The organism is Yinghuangia sp. YIM S09857 (assembly GCF_051388915.1).
Lineage (GTDB): Bacteria > Actinomycetota > Actinomycetes > Streptomycetales > Streptomycetaceae > Yinghuangia.
In genome coordinates, this window is sequence record NZ_JBPKBH010000001.1 from 278,640 (window position 1) to 280,934 (window position 2,295).

4 protein-coding genes are annotated in these 2,295 nt (G+C 71.5%); 2 read left to right on the forward strand and 2 right to left on the reverse strand.

Going from position 1 to position 2,295, the window contains the following annotated elements:
• Positions 1 to 66 precede the first annotated feature (66 nt).
• On the reverse strand, positions 67 to 609 hold the full coding sequence (locus ACRX5S_RS01245; RefSeq protein WP_436770773.1) for a hypothetical protein: 543 nt from the start codon (positions 607 to 609) through the stop codon (positions 67 to 69).
• A 97-nt stretch (positions 610 to 706) separates the two neighbouring features.
• On the reverse strand, positions 707 to 1,276 hold the full coding sequence (locus ACRX5S_RS01250; RefSeq protein ID WP_436770774.1) for a CGNR zinc finger domain-containing protein: 570 nt from the start codon (positions 1,274 to 1,276) through the stop codon (positions 707 to 709).
• A gap of 111 nt (positions 1,277 to 1,387) precedes the next feature.
• Here ACRX5S_RS01250 and ACRX5S_RS01255 point away from each other — a divergent pair, with 111 nt between their 5' ends.
• Positions 1,388 to 1,735 carry a VOC family protein gene (locus tag ACRX5S_RS01255; RefSeq protein ID WP_436770775.1) on the forward strand — a complete coding sequence of 116 codons (348 nt, stop codon included), beginning with the start codon at positions 1,388 to 1,390 and terminating at the stop codon, positions 1,733 to 1,735.
• A 23-nt stretch (positions 1,736 to 1,758) separates the two neighbouring features.
• A partial coding sequence (locus tag ACRX5S_RS01260) for a methylated-DNA--[protein]-cysteine S-methyltransferase (protein WP_436770776.1) occupies positions 1,759 to 2,295 on the forward strand: 537 nt, incomplete at its 3' end.

Below are 2,295 nucleotides of genomic sequence, written 5' to 3' on the forward strand. Positions count from 1 at the left end.
CCAAAACCCGCTCATGGCAGCCGAATTGCCGCGACACCGCCCGTCGGACGCCATCCGCACCGGCGATCAGTCCGCTCCGGGGGTCGCGATCCCGCGATCGCCGAAGTACCGCTCCATGCGCGCCCTGAGTCCTCGACGGCGCTTGCTCTTCGCCGCCACGGCGTACGCCGACTTCGCAAAACCGCCGATCATCAGCAGGTCGATGCCGTCGTGCGCGAACAGCACGTCGTACAACGGCGCGAGGACTTCGTCGGTGTACGCGAGCTGACTCATGAGCACTTCCAGCGGCGCGCCGTGGCCGTCCGCCACGGCGTTGACGTCCGCACCGCGGTCGATCAACCGCCGGAGCAGCGACGCGTCGGCCGCGGGGTCGAGGCGCGCGCTGCCGAGCAGCACGTGCAGTGCGTTCACGCCGCCATGCACCGTGGTCGCGTCGGCACCGTCGTCGAGCAGACGAAGCGCGATGGCCCTGCGCGCGTCCGGATCCACGTTCGTCAACGCCCCCATGAGGACGCTGCGGCCGCGTACCTCGGCATTGGCCTGCGAAGAGTCGTACGCACCGAGGAACTCGGCGAACGAGCCCACCTGCGCGGCGTACACGATGTCCACTTCACTGCCTCTCGGCTTCGCTGCTGTCGGCGAACGTCCCCCGGGGGCGCAGGAGCGGGAGGTGCCTGCGGAAGCCCCCGGGGCGGCGGCGCCGCGGTCAGCGGGTGCGGTTGCGGAACGCCTGGGCTTTGGCCCGGTTTCCGCAGAGGGCCATGGAGCACCAGGCTCGCGAGCGGTTGCGGGAGTGGTCGTAGTACGCCCACTCGCACATGCGGCATGCCTTCATACGGGACCACGTGCCGTCGGCCACGGACGCGGCGACGTCGGCGAGGAGTTGGGCGAGGGCCGCGTCCGGGGTGCCGGGGGTGTGCGGGACGAGCGTTGGGGGAGAGGCCGACGGGTCCAGGACCAGGGGGAGTTCGCGAGCGAGCACGGCCAGGTCGGTGAGCGCGGCCGGGGCGGTGGGTGCGGCGGCGGCGTCGGGTGCGGGGTTGTTGGACGTCAGCATCGCGCGGAGCCCTTCGCGGAGGGTGCGCGCGCGGGTCAGGTCCTCCGGGCCGACGCCGGTCGTCTCCGGCAGGAGATGCCGTTCGGTGAGCCACGCCGCCAGGGCGGCCGGATCGGTCAGTGACTCCGCCCCGGTCTCGACGCTGAACGTGTTGATCAGCTCCTCGACGCGCCGCAGCGCGCCGGGCGCGGCGTCGGGGGCGGGCTCGTGTGCTGACATGCCATCCCGTTCCAACCTGCTATTGACGATAGCCGGTTACGATAACTAGTGTTCATGGATAGAAGGTTACGTCAGTTCCTCGTCAGCCGACCTCCGAGAGGGATCGCAGCCATGGGCCTCCGTATTGGCAACCTCAGTATCGACACCAACGATCTCGCGGGCTCCACCGCCTTCTGGACGGCGGTCACCGGCTACAAGGTGGACGCGCAGGACGAGACGTACGCGTTTCTCGCCGATCCCGACGGCACCGGCCCCGCGCTCTGCATCAACGTCGTGCCGGAGAAGCGCGAGGGCAAGAACCGCCTGCACCTCGACCTGCACACCGACGACCTGCTCGGCGAGGCCGCGCGCATCGAGGGCCTGGGTGCCGAACGCCTGGCCCGGCACGGTGAAGGGACCGCCGGCTGGATCGTGTTCGCGGACAACGAGGGCAATCGGTTCTGCGTCTGCGCAGTGTGAGGACGGGAAGGCAGACTGGGATCATGACGACGCCCGGCTCCACGCTCTTCGACACCGCCATCGGCCGCTGCGGCATCGCCTGGGGTCCCCGTGGGGTGACCAGGGTGCAGTTGCCGGAGCGGGACGACCGGGCCACGCGGGCGCGGCTGGCTGGGGGCGCCGAGCCGGGCGCGCACGGGGGAGCGGACGTGCCGCCGCCGGAGGTCCGCGCGGCCATCGAGGCGATACGCGCGCTGCTCGGCGGCGAGCCCCGGGACCTGAACGACATCGTGCTCGACCTCGACGGGGTACCGGAGTTCAACCGCCGGGTGTACGCCGTCGCGCGGGCCATCCCGCCGGGGCGGACCATGACGTACGGCGAAGTCGCCCGCAGTATCGGCATGCCCGGTGCCGCCCGCGCGGTCGGCCACGCCCTCGGCCGCAACCCGTGCGCGATCGTCGTGCCCTGCCACCGCGTACTCGCGGCGGGCGGTGCTTCTGGAGGGTTCTCCGCGCACGGCGGCGTCGACACCAAGTGGCGGATGCTCACGATCGAGGGGGCGCCGGAGGCGGGGGGGGGG

Excerpts from the sequence above, each read along its gene's own strand:
- ACRX5S_RS01250 (WP_436770774.1), bottom strand. The coding sequence starts at position 1,276 with ATGTCAGCACACGAGCCCGCCCCCGACGCCGCGCCCGGCGCGCTGCGG.
- ACRX5S_RS01255 (WP_436770775.1), top strand. The coding sequence starts at position 1,388 with ATGGGCCTCCGTATTGGCAACCTCAGTATCGACACCAACGATCTCGCG.